The sequence below is a fragment of the Streptomyces sp. NPDC048197 genome (genome assembly GCF_043202395.1).
Taxonomy (GTDB): Bacteria; Actinomycetota; Actinomycetes; order Streptomycetales; family Streptomycetaceae; genus Streptomyces; species Streptomyces siderophoricus.
Map to the genome: position 1 here is coordinate 21795 of NZ_JBIDAJ010000008.1, position 23035 is coordinate 44829.

Annotated in this window: 25 protein-coding genes; 14 read left to right on the forward strand and 11 right to left on the reverse strand. The window is 69.5% G+C overall.

Going from position 1 to position 23035, the window contains the following annotated elements; all coding sequences use genetic code 11:
- Positions 1-43 precede the first annotated feature (43 nt).
- The gene (locus tag ACGF4C_RS13360) at positions 44-925 is read left to right on the forward strand and encodes a SigB/SigF/SigG family RNA polymerase sigma factor (RefSeq protein ID WP_393565922.1); all 882 of its coding nucleotides are present in this window, start codon (positions 44-46) and stop codon (positions 923-925) included.
- Positions 926-1128: 203 nt separating this feature from the next.
- On the opposite strand, the gene ACGF4C_RS13365 is transcribed toward ACGF4C_RS13360, so the two are convergent.
- The 5 genes from ACGF4C_RS13365 to ACGF4C_RS13385 all read right to left on the reverse strand — a co-directional run bounded on the left by ACGF4C_RS13365 (position 1129) and on the right by ACGF4C_RS13385 (position 4851).
- A complete protein-coding gene (locus ACGF4C_RS13365; RefSeq protein ID WP_393565923.1) occupies positions 1129-1302 on the reverse strand; it encodes a CsbD family protein in 174 nt (57 codons plus the stop codon).
- 157 nt (positions 1303-1459) lie between these two features.
- The gene (locus ACGF4C_RS13370; RefSeq protein WP_393565925.1) at positions 1460-1711 is read right to left on the reverse strand and encodes a DUF5133 domain-containing protein; all 252 of its coding nucleotides are present in this window, start codon (positions 1709-1711) and stop codon (positions 1460-1462) included.
- A 216-nt stretch (positions 1712-1927) separates the two neighbouring features.
- The gene (locus ACGF4C_RS13375) at positions 1928-2098 is read right to left on the reverse strand and encodes a hypothetical protein (protein ID WP_030410393.1); all 171 of its coding nucleotides are present in this window, start codon (positions 2096-2098) and stop codon (positions 1928-1930) included.
- 134 nt (positions 2099-2232) lie between these two features.
- The gene (locus ACGF4C_RS13380) at positions 2233-2628 is read right to left on the reverse strand and encodes a VOC family protein (RefSeq protein ID WP_030410394.1); all 396 of its coding nucleotides are present in this window, start codon (positions 2626-2628) and stop codon (positions 2233-2235) included.
- Between the two features lie 144 nt (positions 2629-2772).
- Entirely contained in the window at positions 2773-4851 is a 2079-nt protein-coding gene (locus ACGF4C_RS13385; RefSeq protein WP_393565927.1) for a WD40 repeat domain-containing protein, read from the reverse strand.
- Between the two features lie 599 nt (positions 4852-5450).
- Between ACGF4C_RS13385 and ACGF4C_RS13390 the strand changes: the two genes are divergently transcribed.
- From ACGF4C_RS13390 to ACGF4C_RS13410, 5 genes are all read left to right on the forward strand, one after another.
- Positions 5451-5690, forward strand: coding sequence for a hypothetical protein (locus ACGF4C_RS13390; protein ID WP_393565928.1), 240 nt, complete (start codon positions 5451-5453; stop codon positions 5688-5690).
- Positions 5691-5983: 293 nt separating this feature from the next.
- Positions 5984-6598 carry a DUF1326 domain-containing protein gene (locus ACGF4C_RS13395; RefSeq protein WP_393565930.1) on the forward strand — a complete coding sequence of 205 codons (615 nt, stop codon included), beginning with the start codon at positions 5984-5986 and terminating at the stop codon, positions 6596-6598.
- A complete protein-coding gene (locus ACGF4C_RS13400; RefSeq protein WP_393565932.1) occupies positions 6595-7353 on the forward strand; it encodes a DUF2182 domain-containing protein in 759 nt (252 codons plus the stop codon). Before ACGF4C_RS13395 ends, ACGF4C_RS13400 begins: the two co-directional genes overlap by 4 nt.
- Positions 7354-7715: 362 nt before the next feature.
- On the forward strand, positions 7716-8279 hold the full coding sequence (locus ACGF4C_RS13405) for a bacterioferritin (protein ID WP_393565933.1): 564 nt from the start codon (positions 7716-7718) through the stop codon (positions 8277-8279).
- Between the two features lie 99 nt (positions 8280-8378).
- A complete protein-coding gene (locus ACGF4C_RS13410; protein WP_393565935.1) occupies positions 8379-8768 on the forward strand; it encodes an STAS domain-containing protein in 390 nt (129 codons plus the stop codon).
- 97 nt (positions 8769-8865) lie between these two features.
- Here the strand turns inward: ACGF4C_RS13410 and ACGF4C_RS13415 are convergent, their stop codons facing one another.
- Positions 8866-9201, reverse strand: coding sequence for a hypothetical protein (locus ACGF4C_RS13415; protein ID WP_393565937.1), 336 nt, complete (start codon positions 9199-9201; stop codon positions 8866-8868).
- A 336-nt stretch (positions 9202-9537) separates the two neighbouring features.
- Between ACGF4C_RS13415 and ACGF4C_RS13420 the strand changes: the two genes are divergently transcribed.
- Entirely contained in the window at positions 9538-10140 is a 603-nt protein-coding gene (locus ACGF4C_RS13420) for a hypothetical protein (RefSeq protein ID WP_393565939.1), read from the forward strand.
- A 128-nt stretch (positions 10141-10268) separates the two neighbouring features.
- On the opposite strand, the gene ACGF4C_RS13425 is transcribed toward ACGF4C_RS13420, so the two are convergent.
- Complete coding sequence (locus ACGF4C_RS13425) at positions 10269-11246, reverse strand: zinc-binding alcohol dehydrogenase family protein (protein ID WP_393565940.1); 978 nt, start codon at positions 11244-11246, stop codon at positions 10269-10271.
- A 137-nt stretch (positions 11247-11383) separates the two neighbouring features.
- Between ACGF4C_RS13425 and ACGF4C_RS13430 the strand changes: the two genes are divergently transcribed.
- A complete protein-coding gene (locus ACGF4C_RS13430; RefSeq protein WP_393565942.1) occupies positions 11384-11728 on the forward strand; it encodes an ArsR/SmtB family transcription factor in 345 nt (114 codons plus the stop codon).
- A 50-nt stretch (positions 11729-11778) separates the two neighbouring features.
- Here ACGF4C_RS13430 and ACGF4C_RS13435 read toward each other — a convergent pair whose 3' ends face one another.
- Positions 11779-12291: a GNAT family N-acetyltransferase gene (locus tag ACGF4C_RS13435; protein ID WP_393565944.1), complete on the reverse strand. Its 513-nt coding sequence runs from the start codon at positions 12289-12291 to the stop codon at positions 11779-11781.
- Positions 12292-12637: 346 nt separating this feature from the next.
- Between ACGF4C_RS13435 and ACGF4C_RS13440 the strand changes: the two genes are divergently transcribed.
- A complete protein-coding gene (locus tag ACGF4C_RS13440; RefSeq protein WP_393565946.1) occupies positions 12638-15034 on the forward strand; it encodes a HEAT repeat domain-containing protein in 2397 nt (798 codons plus the stop codon).
- 219 nt (positions 15035-15253) lie between these two features.
- Here the strand turns inward: ACGF4C_RS13440 and ACGF4C_RS13445 are convergent, their stop codons facing one another.
- The gene (locus ACGF4C_RS13445; RefSeq protein ID WP_393565948.1) at positions 15254-15967 is read right to left on the reverse strand and encodes an SDR family oxidoreductase; all 714 of its coding nucleotides are present in this window, start codon (positions 15965-15967) and stop codon (positions 15254-15256) included.
- A gap of 111 nt (positions 15968-16078) precedes the next feature.
- Between ACGF4C_RS13445 and ACGF4C_RS13450 the strand changes: the two genes are divergently transcribed.
- Positions 16079-16909 (forward strand): helix-turn-helix domain-containing protein, encoded by an 831-nt coding sequence (locus tag ACGF4C_RS13450; protein WP_393566308.1) that lies wholly within the window; start codon positions 16079-16081, stop codon positions 16907-16909.
- Positions 16910-16934: 25 nt separating this feature from the next.
- On the opposite strand, the gene ACGF4C_RS13455 is transcribed toward ACGF4C_RS13450, so the two are convergent.
- Entirely contained in the window at positions 16935-17492 is a 558-nt protein-coding gene (locus ACGF4C_RS13455) for a DinB family protein (RefSeq protein WP_393565950.1), read from the reverse strand.
- A gap of 341 nt (positions 17493-17833) precedes the next feature.
- On the opposite strand from ACGF4C_RS13455, the gene ACGF4C_RS13460 reads away from it, so the two are divergent.
- The 4 genes from ACGF4C_RS13460 to ACGF4C_RS13475 all read left to right on the forward strand — a co-directional run bounded on the left by ACGF4C_RS13460 (position 17834) and on the right by ACGF4C_RS13475 (position 22175).
- A complete protein-coding gene (locus ACGF4C_RS13460) occupies positions 17834-18736 on the forward strand; it encodes a GNAT family N-acetyltransferase (RefSeq protein WP_393565952.1) in 903 nt (300 codons plus the stop codon).
- 121 nt (positions 18737-18857) lie between these two features.
- A complete protein-coding gene (locus ACGF4C_RS13465) occupies positions 18858-19847 on the forward strand; it encodes a BtrH N-terminal domain-containing protein (RefSeq protein WP_393565954.1) in 990 nt (329 codons plus the stop codon).
- A gap of 214 nt (positions 19848-20061) precedes the next feature.
- Positions 20062-21801, forward strand: a complete 1740-nt coding sequence (gene ctaD, locus ACGF4C_RS13470; protein ID WP_393565956.1) for a cytochrome c oxidase subunit I — start codon at positions 20062-20064, stop codon at positions 21799-21801.
- Complete coding sequence (locus tag ACGF4C_RS13475) at positions 21798-22175, forward strand: hypothetical protein (protein ID WP_393565957.1); 378 nt, start codon at positions 21798-21800, stop codon at positions 22173-22175. Before ctaD ends, ACGF4C_RS13475 begins: the two co-directional genes overlap by 4 nt.
- Positions 22176-22253: 78 nt before the next feature.
- On the opposite strand, the gene ACGF4C_RS13480 is transcribed toward ACGF4C_RS13475, so the two are convergent.
- Positions 22254-22925 carry a TetR/AcrR family transcriptional regulator gene (locus tag ACGF4C_RS13480; RefSeq protein ID WP_393565959.1) on the reverse strand — a complete coding sequence of 224 codons (672 nt, stop codon included), beginning with the start codon at positions 22923-22925 and terminating at the stop codon, positions 22254-22256.
- Positions 22926-23035: the final 110 nt, after the last annotated feature.

Below are 23035 nucleotides of genomic sequence, written 5' to 3' on the forward strand. Positions count from 1 at the left end.
GAGCTCACTCGACCGGGGCCTTACGAACGGGAAGGAGTCACTCATGAGCGTCAGCAGCGCGAGGGCGGAGACCACACAGGACATCGGTGTCGTCGACGGACCGACCGCGGTACCCGCTCCGCCCGCCGAGTTGCCCCTGATCGAGTCGCCCGAGAACCTCGCCCCGGGCGACGCCAGGGAACTGACCCACCTGTTCTTCGAGCGGTTGGAGAAGCTGGAGGAGGGTACGCCCGAGTACCAGTACGCGCGCAACACGCTCATCGAGATGAACCTCTCGCTGGTGCGTTTCGCCGCCCGGCGGTTCCGCAATCGGGGCGATGATCTCGAGGACATCATGCAGGTCGGCACGATCGGCCTGATCAAGGCCATCGACCGCTACGACCTGTCGCGCAACGTGGAGTTCACCACGCTCGCCATCCCGTACATCACGGGCGAGATGAAGCGCTTCTTCCGTGACACCACCTGGGACGTACGGGTGCCCCGGCGGCTGCAGGAGTTGCGGGTCGACCTCGCCCGCGCCAATGAGCACCTGGCCAACGAGCTGGGCCGGGACCCCAAGGTCTCCGAGCTGGCGGCTCATCTGGACATCCCGGAGGAAGAGGTCATCGAGGGGCAGGTCGCCGCCAACGGCTACAGCGCCTCGTCCATCGACGTCACCATGGGGGACGACGGCAACGACGTGCCGCTCGCGGACCTCCTCGGTGACTACGACGAGGAGATGTACCTCTTCGAGGACCTGCACACGCTCAAGCCGCTGCTGGACCGGCTGGAGGACCGCGACCGCCGGCTTCTGGAACTCCGCTTCGGCCAGGAAATGACCCAGGCCGAGATAGGCGAAATCCTCGGCATCTCCCAGATGCATGTCTCTCGCCTGCTCAACCGTTGCCTGGCCCAGCTGCGCACCGCCATGCTCCGCACGGACTGACTGCGCCGGCGGCCCCGGCGCACGCGGTGCCGCGGCGGAGGCGGAGGCGGCGGAGGCTATGGGCTCTCGGTCTGCGGACGGCGTCTGCGCACGGGTACACCAACGCCTGTCGGGTGCGGGTCAGTTCACTGGGGACGGACCCGCACCCGACAGGCGCGACGGTTTTGCGGCACTCAGTTTCTCAGCGCTCGTTTTCTCAGCGCTCAGTCCTCAAGGGCATCCTTGGCCTTTTCCTTCGCGCCCCGCAGATCGCCCTTGGTTTCCCTGGCCGAGCCCTCGGCTTCCGCGCGCTTGTTCCCCACGGCGCGGCCCACCGCCTTCTCCGCCTTTCCGGTGACCTGCTCGGCCTTCGCCTTGGCCTTTTCCTCGGCGCTCATCAGGATCTCCTTTCGTCGATCTCATCGACCTCATCGAGATTCATCGAACATTTCGTGCCCGCGCTCCCGGGCCCGCCGGCCATATCTCTCTGGTGTCCATTGTCGGGACGATAATTCCTGCCGGTCCGGCCGGAGACCAAAAACAGCTGGAAAGTCCTCAGATGGCGAGCGGCAGAACCGACGGGGCGCCCGGTGCGTAAGCCGACTCCGCCAGATCTGCTTCGAGTTGTTCGGCGGCAAAATCCAGAGCCGCTTCGACGGTCCGGGTTCCGGTGGAGACGCAGAGCGTGTAGGCGAGGTCCTCCGTGCGGCGCCTGGTCTCCGACGAACTCCGGTCCGAGCTCTGGGCGCGGAGTTCCTCGTACTGCTTCACAAGATCCCGCAGTATTGCCGGATGGGGCTTCAGCACAGCAGTTCCTCTCTCGCGGAGATCGACATCGAGTGCCGTTTACCCGTGAAGACGTGCTTCACAGCCGTACTTCACCACCGTTTTCGGTCTATGTTGGCCGGAACGGAACGGGAATGTCCTCGCAGAGGCACCTACCCGGCGGCCAAAGGGTCGGGCCCCGGCACCAAGAGTGCCGGGGCCCAACCCTTTCACTGGACTTTCACTGATTGCCACTCGTCACCAGCGATACCAGCGACCCCGCTTTCCGGTGGGTCCGGCCGAGCGCACAACAAAGCCGAGCAACCAGACCGCGAGCACGATCACGGCCACGATCCACAGGGCCTTGAGCGCGAATCCGGCGCCGAAAAGAAGCAGGGCAAGGAGCAGAACCAGAAGAAGGGGGACCATAGTTATCAACCTCCAAAAATCGTGTGCCCGCTCCCTTCGCCGCCACACCTTTCCTTTCACGTATTTCTTATGTGGCGGGTGCGAGGCAGCCATTGAACGGCGCGGACGGAGCTGGGCCCGTGCCCACCGGGCAGTTACGCGGTCCCGTGCCCCTCAAGGGCGGCCAGGACGAAGGGATGTCCTGCGGGGTCCGCGTATCGCCGGATGTCGAACGACCCGCCGTTGTCCCGGGTCTCCAGAGGACGCGCACCGAGGTCGATCGCCTCACGCTCCGCCTGGTCCATGTCGTCCTGGGGGACCACGAAGTGCAGGTGTGCCTGCTGCGAGGTGTCCGGCCGGGGCCAGCTCGGCGGCGCGGCGCCGTGGTCGCGTCGGACGACGATACGGACGCCCGCGGACTCGACGATCTCTATGTAGTCCGGGTGGCTGCCGACGCGTGACGTGCCGCCGAGGAACCGGGCGTAGAATTCGGCCAGTTCTTCAGGTTCGGCAGCATCCAGCACCAGAACGCTGCTTTTGGCGACGGCCATTCTGGATCCCTCCCTCCGGGGCAGGCCCTCGCCCGCCGTACCCGTCGGATACCCGGGGACCGCCCCGTCACGCAGCTACGGACGGGGGGCGGTGCTCACCTCGCGGCTTCGGCGATCGCGGTGGGCTTCTCGCCCGTCAGGCACTCAAGACGTCTGCGTCGTGTCCAGTTCGGGCTTCCGGTGGTGAGGGACGGTCCACAGCCGTACCCGTCGATCGTCGCAAGCGGTGGCGACCAATGAGCTGTCCGGTGAGAACGCGAGGGCGCGCACGGTGTCGCAGTGGCCCGTGAGCTCCGCGCCGACCCCGTCGCCCCCGTCGGTACGCAGCAACCACACGGAGCGCTCCTCGCCTCCGACGGCCAGCCATTTCCGGTCCGGTGAGAAAGCAAGTGCCTTCGGTGCGAGGACCTTCGGTACATGGCTGCCGTGGATCATCGTCCAGGTGCGGTGGCGGGTCTGAAGGTTGCAGAGCCGCACTCCCTCCATCAAGCCACCCAGTGCGAGGACCCTGCCGTCCGGGGAGAGGGCCATGGCCGTGACTGAGGGCCCGGCGCTGAGCAACGGCTGCAGGCTGTTGTCGGCCGGGGTCAGTTCCCATGCGGCCATGTCCCACATCCACGCCCTGTTGCCGCGCTCGACGGCAACGAGGAGCCCGCCTGGAGAGATCGCCAACGACTCGATGGGATTGCCGTGGCCGATGAGCGGTTCCCGGACGGCCTCCTGGGTGGCGGGATCCCACAGGCGTACCGCGCTGTCGGTGCCGCCCGTCGCCAGCACCTTGCCGTCATGGGAGAACGCCGCTGATCTGATCGAGCCGGTGGGGGCAGGAAGCTCACCGACGAGTTCATGGGTCGCGGTATCCCACAGCTGGACGGGTCTGCCGGCCTGCACGGCGGCCAACAACCGGCTGTCCGGTGAGAAGACCAACGACCGGGCCATTCCGCCGCGTTGGGTGAGCCGGGCACCGACGGGCTCGCGGGTGAGGGGGTCCCACAGTTGCACCGATCCGTCCTCTGTTCCGGTGGCCAGGAGACGGCCGTCCGGCGAGAACACCACGGCTCGGACGCTGTGCGGGCAGTGAAGCGGAGGGAGTGCGACGTGGTGGCCGTGCCGCAGGGCGTAGTGCACCGCGCTCGTGGCAAGCGGTTCCTCCGGCTGTGGGTGGTCGTCCCCGGCAGGAGCGGGGGTGCGGGGGATCGTGGGGCGGACGGCTGACGGGAGTGCGGAGGCCCGCCGGCCGTGCGGGGCCTTACCGAGGAGTTCCACGGTGAAGTTCCTCAGCTGGACGTCTCCGTCGGCGCCGGCAGTAGCGACGAACGTGCCGTCAGGGGAAAAGGCGACCGCGAAGATCGGGCCCTCGTGCAGCTCTGCGACCAACGGCCCCGTGTCGTCCTCCTGGGCCCAGACCCGTAGCGTGCCGTCATGGCTCCCCGCTGCCACCAGACGCGAGCTCCCGGGAAGCATCGCCACTGCGTACACGGCGCTGCCGGGAGGACTCAAGGTCATCACCTCGGCGGCGTCGTCCTGGCTGGTGTCTCTCACGTACACCGCCCCGCTTGCGTGCCCGACAGCGAGGGCGAATGCCTGGTCGGCCATCGCGAACACCGGGCCGTGTCCCGCCAGGAACCGGGTGGGCTTGTCAGCGTCCTGGGCCCACCACCTCACCAGGCCGTTGGCGTCACCGGCCGCGAGACCGGAGCCGGGCGTGGCCAGGGCGATGATCGGGGTGCCCAGCCCGTCGAGTGGTGTGCCGTACGGCTTGAGCGAGTACGTGAGCCACTGCCGGACGGTGCCGTCGGCGCCGGCCGCGACCACCTGGCTTCCGTTGCCACGGAACCGGACGGCGTGCACAGCACCGTCGTGGCCCGTCAGGGGGTCGCCGACCGGCTCCCGCGAGTAGGTGTCCCACAGGCGCACCGAGCCGTCAGCACCACCTGTCGCCAGGTACCGCCCGTCCTGCGAGAAGTGCACCCCGTAGACCGGCCCCAGGTGGCCGTTGAGCGGGGCGCCGAGCGGCTTCGCGTCGCCGCCGCCGCGCGTGGTGGCGGTGTCCCAGAGCTGAATCGTCCCGTCTGCGCCGCCGGCCGCCAGGCAGCGCCCGTCCGGGGAGAAAGCCAGGCAGTAGACAGCGCGGCTGCCGTCGACGATCGGCAGGCCGTACTTGTCGCGCAGCCGCAGGGGTGGCACAGGCGTCGAGTCCCCTTCAGGGCATGCCCGATCCATGACGGCCTCCTGGTCCGGCCGTTCGGAAGAGCCCGACGTGAGGAGGGCGGTACTTCGGCGCCTCGATTGCAACGCGGTCGCAGCTGTCCATCGTGTGCGCCATTCGTCCAGCGCCGATGCTCTGCGGTCGGGCGGAGCACATTCCTCCCCGTACTCGTCCCAGGACAGCAGGGTTCGCACGAGGAGTATGAGGGTGTCGATGCTGACGTGCTTGCCGTTGAAAGCGGCGCTCTGGGTCCCGAGCGGTAACGAGGTCGCTTCGCCGAACAACTTCTTCGCGCGTGCTTCGATCTTGCGTAGCGAGGGTCGGCCCCGCTGTGCTTTCAGCCGTGTCAGACGCGTCCCCAAGTCCGCGAGCGCCTCTTCGTAGCTGCCCTCTGCCACCTGCTGGTCGACCACGTTCTTCTCCCCGTTGCGTCCCGGAACAGCAGGTTAGGGCTCGCCCGACGAACGGGCGTGAACTTTCCTGAACAAGCCTGAACGCGAAAGTGTTCGACTGAACACGGCCGCTGCTGAACGGTTGTACCGAGCTGATCAGCGCTTTGCGGGTTCGTTCGATCGATGCAGGTCATGGCGGTGCTCGGGGCCAGAGTTGAGGCATGTCGAACTCGAATCACTCTCCAGCCGTCCCTGCGCCTTCCGCCGACCGGGCCGAGCCCGAGCCGGAGGCGCCGTTCTTGTCCGTGCACACCACCGTGGTGCTGCTGACGTCCGTCGTCATCGGGATCGTCGTCGGTTGTCTGACGGCTCTCGCCGGGACGCCGGTCGCGGCGGCGGTCGTCGCCGGGATGGCGGCGGCCGGTGCCAGCATCCCGGTGCTGCGCTCCCTCATCCGGTGACCATGCGTCCAGTGCGAGGGAGAGCGACGCGGGTCTGCTCCTCGTCCGTCGAGGAGCAGACCCACGGACTTCGTGAGTGCGGTGATCACGCGAATCGGTACTTACCTGAGCCAGCGATCATCTGAGTCGGTGCTTACCTGAGTCAGTGCTTACGTGAGCCGGTGATCGCCTGGCAGCGGATCTGCGCGACGCAGGACCGTCGGGAATAGCATGGAAAGAGCGACACCGGGACGGGGCGCACAGCCCGATGCATTCCCTTCGCGGCGGGGACGCGAAAAAAGGGAGGAAGAGCCATGTCCTGGAAACTGACCGGCACGTACCTCGAGAGCTGCAATTGTGACGTGGTGTGCCCCTGCACCACCTCGGGCCTCACCGCTCCGGCCGACCACGAGCGCTGCCAGGTGACCTTCGCGTTCCATGTGGACAGCGGGAACGTGGACGGCGTGGACGTGTCCGACCGCAGCGTCGCCGTCTTCGTCGACGGGCCCCGGGTGATGGCCGAGGGTGACTGGCAGGTGGCGTTGTACATCGATGCTTCGGCCGACGACGGTCAGGCGGAGGCGCTGGGCAAGGTCTTCTCCGGCAAGGCAGGCGGGCCGATGTCGGTGCTCACTCCGCTCATCGGCGGGGTCCTCGGCGTGCAGCGCGTTCCGATCGACTACCGCGACGACGGCCGCCTGCACGCCGCGCGGGTGGGCGACGCCATCGACATCGAGATCGAGGACCAGGTCGCCCCGCAGTACGGCAAGGACGGCCCGGTGATGGGCCTGACCGGCATGTTCCATCCGGCGAGCAGCACGCTGACGATCGCCCGGTCCACCCGGGCGACGGGCGCGGGTGTGTACGGCCGGTCCTGGGACTTCACCGGCGGCAACGGACACTACGCGCCCTTCACGTGGGCGGCGTGACCGGCGGACCGGTCACCGCCCGCCGCACGGCGGGCTCCTCCGGGCTGCTGCTGGTCGCGGCGGCCGCCGCTTGGGTCTGGGTGGTGACGCGCTGGGGCGGCATGCCGGCGATGCCCGGCACCATGGGACTGGGGCTGCCCGCTTTCCTGGCCGTGTGGACGCTGATGATGGCCGCGATGATGTTGCCCGCCACGGCGCCCGTCGCCGCGCTGTACGCACGTACCCTCACCGTGCACCGGGCGTCGCGCATGGTCGTTTTCACGGTCGCCTACCTGCTCGTCTGGGCCGCGGCCGGACTGCCGGCCTACGCGCTGGCCGTCGGCCTGGGCCGGGCGGCGAGCCTCCCCGCCGGGGTGGGGACCGCAGCAGCCGCGGCCGTGTTCGCGGTCAGCGGCGTCTACCAGCTGACGCCGCTCAAGGACCGCTGCCTGGCGAGGTGCCGCTCACCGCTCGGACTGATGCTGCGCTACGCCTCGTACCCGGGGCGCTCGCGCGATCTGCGTGCCGGGGCCCACCACGGAGCCTTCTGTCTGGGCTGCTGCTGGTCGCTGATGGTGCTACTGGCGGCGTTCGGGCTGATGAACCTGTGGGCCATGGTGGTCCTGGCCGCCGTGATCACCGCCGAGAAGCTTCTTCCGGCCGGCCGCCTGGTGGCCCGTGCCGTGGGGATCGCCTCGCTCGCACTGGCCGTCGCCGTGGTCTGGGTTCCGGCGCTGGCCCCGGGCCTGACCGGCGGCGGAATGACCGGCATGTGAGGACGGGACGCTCCGGCCGGGGGCTCACACCCTCCTGAACCCCGCAGGCGCGGCCGCGGTGGCCCGCCCCACCAGGCACTCACCGCATCCCCAACTCCCTTTCCGCGACTGCCCGGAAGTCGTCCGGCGGCCGACCGGTGATGCGGGTCCCGTCCCGACCGGTGACGCCTGTCCCGTTCGAAGAACCAGGAATAGCCCCTGATCACCGGGGCAGGCGATGCATCGGCACAGATCAAGCACGACATCCGACATCCGTTCTCCCGGTTCGCGGAATCGCAGTGACCGGATCCCCCGGCGGGGTGAGGGGAATTCCCCCGGGAGACGGGTGACGGTTCGGACGGAGAGGTGGAGCGGAGAAGGTCATGGCTGAATTCCTCACGGATATCGAAACCATCCGCGAGCGAGCGCGCTTGGAGATCGAGAAGGGCCCGATCACGGATGCCTACGGCGCGGACCTGGAGCGGGTTCTCCAGGTGCTCAACGAGGCCCTGGCCACGGAGATCGTCTGCACGCTCAGGTACAAGCGGCATTACTACACGGCGTCCGGACTGTGTTCGGAGCCCGTCGCGGCCGAGTTCCTGGAACACGCCGCGGAGGAACAGCAGCACGCCGACAAACTGGCCCAGCGCATCGTCCAGCTCGGTGGGGAACCGGATTTTGACCCCGACACCCTGACGAAGCGTTCGCACGCCGGGTACGACGCCAGTACCGACCTGGTCGAGATGATCAAGGAGGACTTGGTCGCCGAACGCGTGGCCGTGGCCTCCTACACCGAGATCGCACAGTGGCTGGGCGACGGCGATCCGACGACCCGCAGGGTCTTCGAGGAACTCCTCGCGCAGGAGGAGGAACACGCCGACGACCTGCGCGGCCTGCTGGAGCGGATCCCCCGGAACACCACGGACGAACCGTCCGACCGCCCCTGACCGGGTGTTGGTGTCCTCTGGCGAGCGAGGACACAGTCGAGGCCACAGCACATGCGCGAGGACACCGCGCATTGTCGACACAGTGAGGGAGCCCCACACATGCCTGATTCCGATCTGTTGAGCGTGGAAGTCACCGTCATCGACGAGCGGACCGCGATGGTCGCGGTGCGGGGTGAGCTCGACGCCGACACCGGTATCGCCCTGCACCACCAGCTCGCCAATCAGCTCGCGCACGGCCGGCGGTATCTCGTGCTCGACCTGCGGGAGGTTCCGTTCATGGATTCCTCGGGGCTGAACGTCATCATCAGGGCGCACAACGACACCCGGAAGGTCGGCGGGAGTGTGCACCTGGCCGCCGTGTCACCGACCGTCCGGCGACTGCTCGACCTGACGGGGATCAGCTTCACCACACCGGTCCGGGACACTCCGGAGGAAGCCCTGTTCGAACTCGCCGCCGCGTCCCTGCCGGAGCCGACTCCACCCTCCTGAGCACACCCGCCGGAATTCCGAGGCGCGGAAAGGGATCGTCCGGCCCCCGGCCGGGGCTGCTCGGTAATTGCTGGTCAGGATTGCTGCTAATTGCTGCTCAGGAGTTGGCGAGCGCCACCACGACGATGATCACCGCGGGGATCGCCAGGCCGGCCAGCACACAGCCGCAGCCCTTCGACGTGGAGCTGATGGCCTCCCGCGCCTCGGTCCGGCGGGCCGCGTGCTCGGCCGTCCGCACCGGGCGGAGGGCCCGCCAGACGGTCCGGGTGATCCAGTACGGGCTGGTGACCACGTAGAAGACGCACACCGCCGCGTAATACAGCGCCTCAAGCATCTGCGCGACGAAGGCCACCACGGCCAGCACCGGAAGCATCAGCAGGATCATCCCTGCCGACTTCCCGGCGGCCCAGGCATCCCAACTGGGCTTCTTCACCGGCGATGAGGGGAGTTTCCGCTGCCGGCCGGCGGTTGCTTCAGCTGTGGAACCGGGCGCGTTCGAGGGGGCCGTGGGAGGGCCCGTCGGCCGGTCGTCGTACGGGCCCGCAGGGGATTCGCTTGTCTTGCTCACGCCGGAAAGGTACCTGGGGCGCAGCAGCGGCGACGAGTCGGCTCCGGCTGCTTCCGAGCGTGACCTGCGCCCTCCCACGCACGCTAGCTTGAGCAACATGGCTTTCCGACCCAGCTTTTCCCCCCACTCGTCCCCCCACTTTTCCCTCCAAGGCTTCCCATCTGCCTGTCCATCCGTCTTTGTTCCCGGGGAGCGCAACTGATGACGTTCCGGGAGCACATGGTGCAGATGGCGGTGCGTGCCTTGGAGGAGTTCCGCGAGGAACCGGCCTCCGGGATCTATGCCGTCACGTTCCGGATCGACAGCGTCGACCAGGACCCGCGCTTCCCGTACCTGGCGATCGGCTACAACACCGACGCGGAGGTGAGCCGACTGCTGGCGACGCCGAGCCCGCCGGAGCCCTGGGACGCCCGTTGGAACTACGCCTACTTCCCCTCGTCAGGACTGGAGGGCATACGTGTCTGTGGCCACCATCGCCAACTCGACCCACTCGGCGCCGAGTTGCACCGGCGGGAGGCGTGGGCGCAGGGCCTGTGGTACGAGGACGGCGACGCACTCACCGGCCCGGAGCGGGATGCGCGGGACGAGCGCCTCGACGAAGGGTTCCACGCACTCTGCGTCGACCTGGCCCGGCAGCTGCACACCGGCGGTGGGATCACCGCACGACTGGGACGGCCGGTGCCGGTGATCCTCTACGACATGTTCCAGCCCGACGAGATGTTCACCCTGACCAGAGCCGCCAACCCGGCGGAACTGGTCGCGGAGTTCCTGTCGCAGGACCCGGAGGGACAGGTGCCGCTGTAGGGATGGTGCGTGCGGAGGGGACCGCGTCCAGAACGGCCGCGGGCGCCTGCTGCGCCATCGTGCAGCGATGCCGCCCGGACGACGGCATCGGGCTGGACCGCGAGCCCAGCGCCGGCTTTCCGCCGGGCTCAGTCGGTCGCGCGCAGCAGCAGCTTGCCCGTCGAGGTGCGCCCGCCCATCAGCCGGTGGGCCTCGGCCGCGTCCGACAGGGCGAACTCCGCGGTGATCGGGAGTGCCACGGTGCCGTCGACGACGGTGCGGAAGGCCCGCTCGGCCAGTGAGTGCAGCACCTCGGGCGCCGACTGCGCGAGCGCCAGGATGGAGAAGCCCGCGACGGAACGGCCTTGCGGGTAGAGCTCGGGCTGTCCGACCTGCCACGGCTCGGCCCCGCCGGCGTTGCCGAACGAGACCAGGCGGCCGAAGACGGCCAGCGCGTCGAGACCGCGGCGGAGGGTGTCGCCGCCCACCGGGTCGAGTACCAGGTCGACGCCCCTGCCGTGGGTGACGCGGCGGATGTCGTCGGCGAAGGTGTCGGCGGTGAACACCTCGTCGTAGCCGTGCTTGAGGGCGTGCCCGGCCTTGGCTGTGGAGGAGACCACCCCGTACACAGCGCCCGCGCCGCCCGCCCGGGCCAACTGCCCGGCCACGGTGCCGATACCTCCTGCCGCGCCGTGCACCAGCACGCTCTCTCCGGCGCGCAGGCGCCCCACCTCGTGGAGCAGGGCATGCGCTGTCGGCAATACGGTGGGCAGCGCCGCTGCGGTCCGGAGGTCCAGGCCCTCGGGAAGCGGGAAGACAGTGGCGGTTTCGGCGACCACCACCTCCGCGTAGGCGCCGCTGTTGACGAGTGCCACGACCTCCTGCCCCGGACGCAGCCCTTCGACGCCGTGGCCGACGGCCCGGATCCGTCCGGAGACCTCCAGACCTGGCCGGAAGGGCAGTGCGGCCACCCGGTACCCCTCGGCGCGTGCCTTGAGGTCCGCGAAGTTCACGCCCACATAGGCGGTATCGATGGTGACTTGGCCCGGCTCCGGCGAGGGCGGTTCGGCCTGCACGACCTTGAGTACCTCGGGGCCGCCGTACTTGTGGAACTCGATTGCACGCATGGGTGGGACGCATCCTTCGACAGAGTGTTCAATGGAAAGCGAACACTGGCACTGTACGATGCTCATCGAACACTCGGCAAGCGGTCGGGCACACAGGTGTCCGGCGACGATGCGACGCGCACGGTGAGGAGAGGGATATGGCGAACCAGACTGAGGGCAGCAGTCACCGCGCGGCTCCGGTGCACACCGATCCCGACGACGTTTCCCTCCTGACCGCGTTGTCCGCGGTCGCCGATTCCGTGCGTCTGACGCTGATCCGCGAGCTGGCGAGTTCGGCCGACTGGACCCGCAGCTGCGGCAGCTTCGACGTACCGGTCGGCAAAGCCACACTCAGTCATCACTTCTCGGTCCTGCGCGGCGCCGGACTGGTCGAACAGCGCGACGAGGGGCCCAAGCGGGTCAACCGACTGCGCCGGGAGGAGTTCGACGCGCGCTTCCCCGGGCTGCTCGATCTGATCCTCCGCGCCGACGAACCCGACTGAGCAACAGGCGACCGGGTGGGTCGGCGGCAGGCCGCCGACCCACGGGGTCATCACTCGTGAGAATTCAACTTCGTGACCCTGAAGCGGGCCACGTTCTCCTCGGTCGAACAGTGCTGGAAGCCGGCCTTTTCCAGTACGCGGACGGAGGCCGGGTTCGACAACTCCACGGTGGCGACCACGGTGTGGACGCCGGGCGCGGTGAGCGCGAACGCGGCGAGGGCACGCGTGGCCTCGGGGGCGTAGCCCCGGCCGCGGCGGGAGGCCACGATGCCGTAGCCGATTTCGAGGACCCCCTCGTTGGGCGGCCAGAACAGGCCGATGGAGCCCACCACCAGGCCGCTGGCACGCTCGATGATCAGGCGGTGGCCGTGTTCGCCGAGCCAGCCGGGGTGCTGGTCGAGGAGGCCCGCGATGACTCGGTCGCCTTCGGCGGGGAAGTCGTCGGCCCAATGGGGCGACCTGGTGTCGTCGAGGGCTGCGGTGGCCTCGGCCGCGGTCCAGGGCCGGAGAACGAGGCGGTCGGTGGTCAGCTCAGCGTCGGGGGATGCGAGGGAGGAATTCACGTGTCACTCCTGGTCGTTGGAACGACCCGGACCGCGCTCTGCTCACGCGGCGGGCCGGAGAAGGGCATGCTGAAGAGAGCCGTCGGCGGCCATATTCATCAACCTCCCTCGTCCCGTGATCACGCGCTTCCTGCGCCGCGTGACAGTAACAACGTCACTCAGGCAGGGGCAAAGGATTTTTCCGGCGATCAGCGGGCGCAGGGCGCCGGAGTGGGAACCACACCGGGATGCGCGCTCGCCGGCATCCACCCGGTCAACGGGGGCCGCGTCAGGGGCGGGTGGTGCGGATCCCGTTACCCGGGCCCGGGAGGCCCACGGCCTCGTCGCGCTGTTAGTTTCCTGCGACATGAACGACGTGGACTGGGCCGAGCTGACGCACGCGTACGGAACCGCCGAGGACGTCCCCGGCCTGCTGCACGACCTGCGGTCCGACGACGCCGTGACCCGGGAGCGCGCGCTGGACGCACTGTACGGGGGCGTGCACCACCAGGGCGACGTGTACGACTCGACGCTCGCCTGCATACCTCACCTCCTGGCCCTCGTGCAGGACCCGGACGCGCCCGACCGGGGCCCCGTCATCGGCCTGCTGACCAGCATCGGCGCCACCGCGCACGCTGCCGCCGAAGAGGCCGGGGACACCATGCCCGACCCGGAGGCGGCACTCGCCGAGGCGGCCGCCGCCGGGTGGGAGCCGGACGAGTGGTGGGAGGAGTACGCGTGCGCCCACGGACTGCTCGCCGGGCGGGCACTGGCCGCCGCGGTGCCGTCGATGGTGCGGCTGCTCAAGGACGCCGACCCGGACGTGCGGGCGGCCGCAGCCACGTTCCTCGTGCGGTCCGCCGACGAGCCCGAGGCGTTGCTGCCCGCGCTGACCGGCTGTCTGCGCGCCGAACCCACCCCGGCCACCCGGCAGTCGCTCGTCGAGGACCTGGCCGACCTGCTCGGCCGGCTCACCGACCGCGAGGCCGGCCGCGGCACCGCGGCCGGCGCGCGGACCGGGCACGTCCAGGCGGCGGTCGACCTGCTGCGCCGCCTCGCCACCGGGGCGCTGTCGGACGCCCGCACGGAGGACCCGGCCACCGTTCTCACCGCGCTCACCGCCCTCGCGGCGCACGCCCCCGACGCGCTGCCGCCGAACGTCGCCGACCGGGCCATCGCGGCCCTCGACCGGGCCAGCGGTCGGCCGGCGCCGCCCCCGGAGAGCGGCCCGGACTCCGGCACGATGCTCTCCTACGTGCGCGACCTGCGCGCGCAGGCCTACTCCGAGGCCATCGAGGCGCGGCTGGTGGACGCCGTACACGACCTCCACGGAGCGCTCGGCGGCCGACTGGGCGAGCGCCACCGGCTGGTGTTGCACGATCTGCGGCGTACCGCGCCCGGCGTGCGCAGCGACGTTTTCGACCGGGTGAGGGAGCTCTACGGCGGCTGGCGAGTGCCCCAGCCGGAAACGGCGGAGGCGGCGGCACTCCTCGGTGGGGTGCTTACGGCGTACGCCGAGACCATGGAGGCGCAAACCGAGGACGGCACGCCCGAGGACGCCGGGACCGCGACCACCTCGGACTCGGACGCACGGGTCAGTCCAGTCACCCCCGGCCCGGACGCACGCGTCAGCGCGGCCACCGCTGCCGCCGCGGCCGAGGAACTGCGTTGCTGCTGCCTGCCGTTGACCGCCGACACCCTGGACGCCGCCCACCGCATCGCGGACGCTTCCGGCTACCGCACCGGCCACGGATGGGAGCGGGACGCGGGCGGCGAGTGCCTCCAGCTCCTGGTGGCCGCCGGGGACGAGCGGGGCGCCCGGCTGCTAGGGGAGTTGCTGTACGGCAGGGCGCTCCCTGAGGGGCTGCCCGGCTGGTGCCGGGACCTCGGCCCGCATGCAGCCGGGATGGTGCCGGAGTTGGGGGCCCGCCTGCAGCAGATCGCCGAGCGAGCGGCGGAGGAACCGGGGGACGACCACGCTCTGGACGAGGCCGCCCGCCTGCTGTCCGCGCTGCGGTCGACAGGCTTTGCCGAATCCGCCGGCGTGATCGCGCCTTTCCTCGACGCACTGGCCGAGCAGGCGGAGAAGCAGGGGACCGGACTGCACCGAGCCGGAATCCACCTTCTCGCGTCACCGGACGGCATCGGTCCCGACGCCGCCGACCACACGGCACTGTTGCGCCGCCTCCTGGCCGACCCCTCCCCGTACGCCCGGGTCGGTGCCGCCCGGGCGCTGTGGCACGCCGGGCAGGACGCGGCGGAGATACTTCCGGTGCTCACCGCCGCCGTCGAGAACACCGTCGAGAACACCCATGACTGGCACGCCGGCCACGAGGCGCTGGAGCTGGCTGCGGTGATGGGGCCCGCGGCGATCCCCCTCGCGCCCGCCGTCCGGGCCTGCCTCGACGCGCCGCAGGCCGGCACGCTCACCGCCGCCCGCGCGGCGCTGGCCCTCCGAGCGATCACCGCGGGCACGGGCAACGCGGCGGACGGGACTGTTGCGGACCGGACTGCCGCGGACACTGCGCTGCGCACGGCGTGGCAGGCCGATCGCTCGGTCCGCTCCGTCATCGCCGCCGGACTCCAGCGCGAGGACCCGGCCACGCCACTGCCACGCGGACTGGCCGCCCTCCTGCGCGACGAGCTGGCCGACCTGCGTCGCCTGGACAACTCGGGCCGGCCCACCCGCACGCGCTTCCGCCACAACACCGCGGCGGACGAGAGGTTTTGCGCCCAGGCCACCGCCCTCCTCACCCGCACATGAGGCTCGGCCCATCGCTCACCGCACGCCTCCGTGCTCACCCGACGGCGTTCCAGAACGCGCAGTGGTGGCGGCGGGGCGCTGGGCGGGTGGGGACGATGTGGTCGGGGGCTACGCGGTAACCAAATCCGCCGTAACAGAGATGTACCCCTTCACAGATTCACAGATTCACAGACATGACGCGGCGCCGGGCGCGAGACGGGCGGCGGCGCCGGTGCGCGTTCACATGAGGCGGTGGCCGCCATCGACATGCAGAACTGTCCCGGTGATGAATCCATTGCGCATCACCGAGACGAATGCCTGGGCGATGTCGTCGGGGGTGCCGATGCGCCGGACCGGGAGTCGTCCGGCCAGTTCGGCGAACGCCGCCTGCTTGTCCATGCCCAGTTGGTCCCAGATGGGGGTGTCCACCCAGCCCGGTGAAATGACGTTGACCCGCACCGGGGCCAGTTCGATCGCCAGCCCGTAAGTCAGTGAGGCGAGCGCGCCGTTGGCAGCAGCCACGATCGTGTTGGAACCGTTCGGCCGGTAGGCGTTGATGCCCGAGGTGTAGGTGATCGAGCCGGTCACCCGCCCTGCTGCGCATTTACCCACGAGCCACGCCCCGAGCAGCTTGGTGTCCACAACGGCCCGCGCGGTGGCCGAGGCGACCTCGGCGGTCCGGCCGTAGGCCCCACTCGCGTCCATCGCGGTGACCGCCACATGCTCCACCCGCCCCACCCCGGCGAACAGTTCTGCCACCTCCTCTTCGCGCCCGATGTCGGCCCGTACCGTGCCGACCTTCCCCCGCGCGGCTCGCTCCAACTCCGCCCGAGCCGCGCCGAGCCGGTCCGCGGACCGGCCGACGATCGTTACGTCCATGCCCTCGGCCAGCAGGGTCCGGGCCAGGGCCAGGCCCATGCCGGAGCTGCCTCCGATGATGAGTGCGTCAGTCATGAGCCGAGGTTCCGCCGTCCGCTGCCGGGCCGGGAAGGCCGTGCGGTTCCTGGGTGCGATACGGCCACCCAGGAACGGACCACCGATGGCACACTCGACCACGTGAACGCGATGGCTGAGTTCCTTCGGATCCGGCGCGGGCGGATCGGCCCGGCCGACGTCGGTCTGCCCATCGGGCCGGGCGCCCGTCGGGCCCCCGGACTGCGCCGCGAGGAGCTGGCGGCGCTCGCCGGGGTCAGCATGGACTACTACACCCGCATCGAACAGGGCCGGGAGACCGCGCCCAGCGACGCGGTGCTCAACGCACTGGCCCGCGCCCTGCGGCTCACCGACGACGAGCACGCTCACCTGCTCGCCCTGGCCGACCGCGCCGCCGGGCGCACGCCGCGGCGCCGGCCCGTCGACCCGCAGCCCGTACGCCCCGCTGTGCGACTGCTGCTGGAATCGCTCCGCCCCGGCCCGGCGTACGTACTCAGCGATGTCAACGACGTGCTGGCCGCCAACCCGGAGGGGCTGGCCCTGATGCCGGGGCTCGACGACTGGCCACCCGCCCAGCGCAACACGATCCGGTACACCTTCCTGCACCCTGCCGCCCGGACGGTCTTCGCCGACTGGGACCGGGTGGCCGGCAACTGCGTGGCGCACCTCCACACCGCCGAGGTGACCGCACCCGCGGCAACTGCCGCCCTGATCACCGAAATGTGCGCGGCCAGCGGTGAGTTCGCCGCGCTGTGGCGCCGGCATGACGTCCGGGTCAAGCGCGGCGGCCAGACCGCGTTCCAACACCCGGTCATCGGCCCGCTCACCCTGGCCAACGAGATACTCGGCATCGCCGATGACGGCCAGCGCATGCTCGTCTACCAGGCCGCGCCCGGCACCGCCGAACACGACGCGCTGCTCCTGCTGGCCATGACCACCGAGCAGGTGGGAGCCCATGACTAGGGCGCTTCTCACGGATCTCCGCGGCCTAGCCCATGCTCTTGGCGCCATCCATGGACTCGCGGATGATGTCGGCGTGGCCGGCGTGCTGAGCGGTCTCGGCGATGATGTGCATCAGTACCCGGCGGGCCGACCACTGGGCGTCGGCCTCGAACCAGGGGGCCTTCGGCAGTGGCCAGGCGGCCCCCAGGTCGGGCAGTGTGGCCACCACGTCATCGGTCCGGCGGGCCACTGCCGCGTAGTCGTCCAGCACACCAGCCAGCGTCTCACCGGGCAGCAGCCGGAAGCCGTCTGCACGACTGGCCCAGTCGGCCTCGGTCATCGCCGTGAAGTCCGGCATCGCAGAGGGACCGGTCAGGATGAAGGCGACCCAGTTCTCCTCGACCGCGGTGACGTGCTTGATCAGGCCGCCCAGGCACAGTTCGCTGGCGGTGGTCCGCAGTCTGGCCTGCTCGTCGGTGAGGTCACGCGTGGTGAGGCGGAGGAAGCCCCGGTGCTTGTCCAGTGCCTCAAGCCATTCGGCGCGCTCGCCGCTGACGGCCGGACGCTCTGCCTGGTCACGGATGGCCTGTTCGTTGCTGCTCATGGTCGCTGCCCTTCAGGTGTTCTTGTTCCGTCGGTGAGGACCACGCTAAAGCCCATATAGGTCAGTCTCTGTCCTCAATCGCTCACGAGGACAACCGATCGAGCGTGGCGATGCGCGCGCCGCAGATCCCGAGGCCTGCGGTAACTACCAGGCTGCGAACGGCAGATGGAAATCGATGGACGTCCGGGAGCGGCCTCGCCTAGGCTGAGCGCACGCCCATGATCACAAGGAAGGAGGCGAGAGCGATGCTGATCGCGACAACCGTGCGCTCCCGCCCCGTCCACCGGGCGTTGCTGGTCTGATTCGGGAGCGCGTCACTCTCCCGAAGGACCGTTTCCTCCATGACTGAACTGGTCATTCGTCCGCTCGTCGCGGGCGAGACGCCCCTGTTCGCCTCGCTGCCCGACCCGGGCCTCGTCGGCCGCGCCCTCCTCGGTGACGTCTACGGCATGATCGCCGACGGCGGCCAGTACCGGCCCGAATGGACCTGGATCGCCCTGCGCGACGGCGTCGTGGTCGCCCGCGCAGCCTGGTGGGCCAAGCCGGAGGACGAAAAGCCCATCGCCCTCGATTGGTTCGACTTCACCGATGCCGAGGCCGCTGTCCAACTGCTGCGCACCGCCCCCCTGCACGCCGAATACAGCCTGCTGCTGCCGCCCGGCTGGCGCGAGAAGCCGGAGGTGCGGGCGGCAGCGGAGGCCCGAACGGCCGCGGCGGAGGCGGCCGGCCTGCGGAAGCTGGTCGAGCGCTACCGCTACAGCTGGACCTCCGACTGCGCACTGCCCGAGCGCACCGGGCGCCTGGTGTACCGGCCGGAGCCGGACGACGACGTCCTGCGGGGCGTGGTGCGCCGGATCCAGGAGGGCTCGTTGGACGCTCATGACGGGAACGACATTGCGACGTACGGCAGGGACGGCGCCGTCGAGGAGTTTTTGAGGATCCTCAGCTGGATGCCCTCCCCGCGCGACTGGTGGCGCTTGGCCTACACCCCGGCCGGCGAACTGGCGGGCCTCCATGTCCCCGCCCACAACCCCTCGGGCCCCTGCATCGGCTTCATCGGGGTCGTGCCTGAGCAGCGCGGCAACGGTTATGCGCGAGACCTCCTGATCGAGTGCACACACGACCTGGTGGCGCGGGGCGCGACGCGCATCGCGGCCGCCACCGACCAGTCGAACCTTCCGATGGCGGCACATTTCGCGAGGGTCGGCTATCCCATCAGCGAGGAACGCATCGACTTCGTCTGACCGGACCGGACCGGACCGGATCGAGTCGGACCGGATGAAGCGAACCATCACGCACCACAGGGGCGGCGCCGCATTTCGAAAAGAGTGGGGGAGCCGCCGCTGTGGTGGAGGAAGCTATGGCATGACCACCGTAAGAGACATCGATGCCCGCGGTACGCAGCACTGTGAGACGACAGCTCTGGGGGTACTGCTACGGCACCAAGGACTCGATCTGTCCGAACCCATGCTCTTCGGCCTCGGTTCCGGCCTGTCCTTCATCTACTGGGAAAGCAAGAACATGGGCTTCCCCTTCCTCGGAGGACGGGTCAAGCCCTTCGACCTCACCCGAACCCTGGCCACCAGACTCGGGCTGCAACTCCTGGTACAGGAGACCACCTCGCCCCGCAGGGCTTGGGAGAACGTGGCGGCCCCCATCGACGCCGGTCACCCCGTCGGGCTGCAGCTCGACTGCTACCACCTGGACTACTTCGCCTCGAAGGTGCACTTCGGCGGCCATGTCGTCGCCATGTACGGCTACGACGAGCACGCCGCCTACCTGGTGGACACCGACCAGCAAGGCGGTGCGGTATCCACCAGCCTGACCAGTCTCGCCCAGGCCAGGGCCGCGCGGGGCCCGATGACCGCCAAGCACCGCTCCTTCACCCTCACCGCTCCGAGGGACCTGCCCTCCCCACAGGACCGGATCGTTCCCGCCATCGCGGCCTGCGCCGACGCCTTCCTCAACCCGCCCATCGGCAACCTCGGCCACCGGGGCATCGAGAAGGCCGGCAAGCTGGTCCGCACCTGGTTCCAGCGGACCGACGACCCGCAGCGGGACCTCCCGCAGGCCGCGCTCCTGATGGAGAAGGCCGGCACCGGCGGCGCCCTGTTCCGTAACCTCTACCGCGACTTCCTCGCCGAGTGCACCGCACTGCACGACAGCAGCCAGCTGCGCACCGGCCTGGGGCTGTACACGGAGGCAGCCGCCCTGTGGACGGAGGTGGCAGCCCTGATCACCAGGGCCGGCGAATCGGGTGAGGCGGCATTCCTCCTGCAGGCCGGCACGATCCTTGGCGATCTTTCACGCCTGGAACGCGAGGCCATGCAAGCGCTGCGCCGCCTGGAGGCGTGAGGCATCGGGCGCACCTACCTGGCCGCGGCCCGCGCCGCCTTCACCACCGGCACCGCCTCGTTCTGCGACGACCATGCCCTGACTACTCCAGTCGGGGCATGGCCGCACCCCATTGGCGGCGTTTCGACCGCTGAAGACGGCTGTCCGGCTCCTGCCGCGGCCAGGATGGCGACTGACTGGCGAGCCAAGCGCGAGCATCGGGAGAGACCCACCAGTGAGCATCCGCAACGAACCCCACGGTGCCGCGGCAGCCGAGGACTCGTACGAAAACGAAATTCCGCTCAAGGGCAAAGAGCCGGGCAACGTCGTGGTCAGGTGGCTGACGACCACCGACCACAAGACCATCGGCACCCTGTACCTGGCGACGTCCTTTGCGTTCTTCCTCATCGGCGGGCTGATGGCGCTGGTGATGCGCGCCGAGCTGGCCCGGCCGGGCCTGCAGATCGTGTCGAGCGAGCAGTTCAACCAGGCATTCACGATGCACGGCACGGTGATGCTGCTGATGTTCGCGACGCCGCTGTTCGCCGGCTTCACCAACTGGATCATGCCGCTGCAGATCGGCGCGCCCGACGTGGCGTTCCCACGGCTGAACATGTTCGCCTACTGGCTCTACCTGTTCGGCTCAACGATCGCGGTCGGCAGCTTCCTCACCCCCCAGGGCGCGGCCGACTTCGGCTGGTTCGCCTATTCCCCGCTGTCGGACGCGACCCACTCCCCGGGAGTCGGCGCCGACATGTGGATCATGGGCCTGGCCTTCTCCGGCTTCGGCACCATCCTGGGCGCGGTCAACTTCATCACCACCATCATCTGCATGCGCGCCCCGGGTCTCACGATGTTCCGGATGCCGATCTTCACCTGGAACGTGCTGCTGACCGGTGTGCTGGTCCTGCTGGCCTTCCCGGTCCTGGCCGCCGCGCTGTTCGCCCTGGAGGCGGACCGCAAATTCGGCGCCCACGTCTACGACCCGGCCAACGGCGGCTCGTTGTTGTGGCAGCACCTCTTCTGGTTCTTCGGACACCCGGAGGTGTACATCATCGCCCTGCCGTTCTTCGGCATCGTCACCGAGGTCATCCCGGTGTTCGCCCGCAAGCCGATCTTCGGCTACATCGGGCTGGTGGCCGCGACCATCTCGATCGCCGGCCTGTCGGCCACGGTATGGGCGCACCACATGTACGTCACCGGCGGCGTGCTGCTGCCGTTCTTCTCCTTCATGACGTTCCTGATCGCCGTTCCGACCGGTGTGAAGTTCTTCAACTGGATCGGCACGATGTGGAAGGGCTCACTGTCCTTCGAGACGCCGATGCTCTGGGCGATCGGCTTTCTCGTCACCTTCCTCTTCGGTGGTCTGACCGGCGTCATCCTGGCCTCGCCGCCGATGGACTTCCATGTGTCCGACTCGTACTTCGTGGTGGCCCACTTCCACTACGTGGTCTTCGGGACGGTGGTGTTCGCGATGTTCTCCGGCTTCCACTTCTGGTGGCCGAAGTTCACCGGCAAGATGCTCGACGAGCGCCTGGGCAAGATCACGTTCTGGACGCTTTTCGTGGGCTTCCACGGCACCTTCCTCGTCCAGCACTGGCTCGGCGCCGAGGGCATGCCGCGGCGTTACGCGGACTATCTGGCGGCCGACGGCTTCACCGGCCTGAACACGGTCTCGTCGATCAGTTCGTTCGTGCTCGGCCTGTCGATGCTGCCGTTCCTGTACAACGTCTGGAAGACCGCCAAGTACGGCACGCCGGTGGGCGTCGACGACCCGTGGGGCTACGGCCGTTCGCTGGAATGGGCGACCTCCTGCCCGCCGCCCCGGCACAACTTCCTCACCCTGCCGCGGATCCGCAGCGAATCCCCGGCGTTCGACCTGCACCACCCCGAGATCGCCGAACAGGACCACGCGGCGTACCTCGGCAAACGTGACGCGGTGGAAGCGCCGGGACATGAAGGCGAACGGCCGTGACCTCGCCGAGCCGTCAAGGGGCGCCGCTGGACCGGCAGAGCGCCGCACTCGCCAACGAGGTCGAGGGCTATCTCCTTGCGCAAGCCGAACGTGAGCAGGCACGGCGCGAGGCCGCAGCCCTCTGCGCGCGTCTGACCTGGCTCACGGCGGGGCAGGCCGAAGACCTCGCCCGCCACTACACCGAGCAGCGCCTCGGTCTGACACGCCAGGCGCTCCAGGCCACCGCCGACCGGGCCAAGCGCCTGCGCGGCGAATACGAGGCCCGCTACGCCGCATTGCGCCGCGCCTTGCTCAGACGGCATGCCGCCTGTGCTTGCCTGCTGTTCGTCTGTTCCACCGCGGCCGGTGCGGCGGCTCGTCTGCTGGACAGCTGACCTGACCTGACCTTGCGTGGCCAGGACCAGAAGCAGGGTCAGGAAGCTCGCCGAGGGGTGTGGCCGACTGCGACGGAGTCAGCCCAGCACGCCGGACAGGGCGCGGACGACCACGACGTCGAACCGGTCGCGGGGGTTGCCGTCGGGCGGAGAAGCGGCGAGCAAGGCGGTGATGCGGGGATGGCTTCCTGCGGCGGCAACGTGGCGTAGGTAGGTGGACCGGCGCGTGACGCTGGTGTCCGTGGCCGCCCCTTCGTTCTGGACGAACAGCGCGGTCAAGCCGCTGAGGAGGGCGAATGCCTCCAGTTTGGCGGCGGGGTCGGCCGGGTGGTCGGCGAGCACGTCCAGCACGTGCTCCAGTAGGTCGATCCCGTGGGGGCCGAGGGTGGGGCGGCCCATGACCACGGCGGGTAGCCAGGGGTGACGGCGCATGATCTGCCGGGCCTGACGGGCGAGGGCGAGCAGATCGGCCTGCCAGTCGCCGCTGGGAGCGGCCAGGTGGTATTCGCCCGCGGTGCTGTCGGTCATCAGGTCGAGCAGCTCGTCGCGGGTGGCCACGTAGCGGTAGAGCGAGGCGGCGCCGGTCCCCAGAACCGCTGCGACGCGGCGCATGGAGACGGCCTCCAGGCCCTCCCGGTCAGCCAGTTCCACCGCGGCGGCGGTGATCTCGGCCCGGCTGCGCTCGGCCCGGCGTCCGACCGACGCCTGCTCCGGCCGCATCCAGATCACCGGCTCCTGCTTTTCTGCCACTGCCACCTCCCGCGTTGCCGCCAGCCTACCTATCGCATACGGTGTTCGCATACAGCGTTCGCGAACACCGTATGCGAACGCGAAACATTCTTCGTGAAGGGGAGGGACGC